Here is a 1,694-nt window from a genome sequence, read left to right as displayed (position 1 = left end):
GCTGAAGTGAAAAGTTTAATTCCACTTTGAAATTAGGAAATATGAAAGTAGCAATTACTCTTACAAAAGAAGAGAATTGCTACTTTTTTTATGCTATAAAGTAGAATTCAGTGTTACAATAAAAACAGAAACAACAGGTTTACCGCCGTTTCCTCCTCTTTTTTTGCATGACAAAAAAGCGGATTTCGGTCGTGGTTTTTAAGGTGTAGGACTAAAATCCACTTGGAATTGGTCAGTATGGGAAGGGGATGACAGCCGCCTGTTGTTTTTTTTACTTCTTTTTTAACAGGTACGGTTTTAAAACTACATGATCCCTTGGAATTGGCTGAATTCCAAAGTCATACAGCTTTTCATAAAGATCATGGTACAGAAAATCAGTCAGTTCCAGGGGAGTTTTGCCTCCCAGAACTTCTACAGGTGCAGAATTCACATGGCACAGAGCGAGGTTCAATGCTGTCTGGTCGGTTAAGCCGAGTGCTCTTAAATCTGTTCCTTTCGGGAGGATATATCGGAGTTCAATATGTTTGTTTTCCAAAGTGCCTTTCTGACCGGACTGCATGGGATCACAATAATAGACCCGTGTTCTTCTTGTGCCATCCGTGCTGTGTTCCATCTCTTCTGCCAGCGAGAATTCGGACCCTCTGTCAGTGAGCAGGACATGGACATATTTTCGGAATACTTCCGGGCCAAGGATGGATTCCAGAAGGTCCACGCCCTGCTTCATGGCAAGAGAAGTTTTTTCTTCATGCAGGATGCCGAAAAGGATCCGTGGGCGGAGAAAGAAAAAGGTCTGAATAAAAGGGCCGTCAGAAACGTTGTTATAAATGGTGTCCATCTGTGTAACAAAAACTTCCGGATGTTCAGAAACGTATTCTTGATAGTTTTTGTAGAAACGTCCCTGAAGATAGTGTCTGTCGATTCTCTTTTTGAAGCCTTTGGAGAGCTTTTTGGGAATCTTTCGGGATACCTGACGTCGGAGATCCAACACGGAGATATCAGAAATTTCTCGAAAGACGCCTCCTTCAATATAATTGTAAAGGGTCTTTTCGCAGATACCGAGTTCCGGATGGCTGGCTACAATGCGGTAGGGAGAGTGCCCTTGTTTTAGAAGGGGAGCAATGATAGCAGCAAGTTTTTTTGCTTCCTGAACAGTCAGGTTTACACCCTGGCGGGAATCGATGAGAGTGGTACGGTAGTCACGGTGGGCATCCTCCGGGCAGTACTGATATTTGTTGAAACGGCAGCGTGGCCAGTCAGAGCATCCATTGCAGGCACCGGGAGAACGGTCCCGTCTGGAACAGCGGAAAGGGAGATACTCCGGACAGTCGGGAGTACAATGCCGGCCAAAGACACAGGAGCGATAGTTTGCGCATTCAAGAGGAAGCCTGCACTTATGAGTAAGCTTTCGGTGGAGTTTGATTTCTTTTCCGACGGTAGATTTATCCTTTCCGATGATTCGGGCGATGGCGGATTTAGAAGAGCCATTGGTAATGCCGGTAAGAATGATGCGACGTTCCTCCAAAGTTAAATGGGAAAAAGCATTTGATAATGTCATAGGGAAACACCAGCCTTTCCAGCGACTGTCAACCAAGACCAGTGTAAGACAAACTGCAACAGGAATGGAAGTAGAAATAAGCGTAAGACTAAAATCCACTTTAGCCCATTTAAAGTGGAAATAAACTTTTCAGTTCAGT

General features: G+C 44.3%; 1 protein-coding gene. It reads right to left on the bottom strand.

All coding sequences use genetic code 11. The features are described from left to right. Positions 1 to 271: 271 nt before the first annotated feature. Positions 272 to 1,555 carry a helix-turn-helix domain-containing protein gene (locus tag FGQ85_RS18125; RefSeq protein ID WP_087252863.1) on the bottom strand — a complete coding sequence of 428 codons (1,284 nt, stop codon included), beginning with the start codon at positions 1,553 to 1,555 and terminating at the stop codon, positions 272 to 274. Positions 1,556 to 1,694 lie beyond the last annotated feature (139 nt).

Origin of the sequence: Pseudoflavonifractor sp. BSD2780061688st1 E11, from assembly GCF_005844125.1 — a bacterium.
In the GTDB taxonomy this organism is placed as follows: Bacteria; Bacillota; Clostridia; order Lachnospirales; family Lachnospiraceae; genus Sellimonas; species Sellimonas catena.
The sequence above is the reverse complement of the archived record's forward strand: the minus strand, read 5'-3'. Positions and strand labels throughout refer to the sequence as shown.

Coding starts and splice junctions, on each gene's coding strand:
- FGQ85_RS18125 (WP_087252863.1), bottom strand. CDS start 1,555: ATGACATTATCAAATGCTTTTTCCCATTTAACTTTGGAGGAACGTCGC.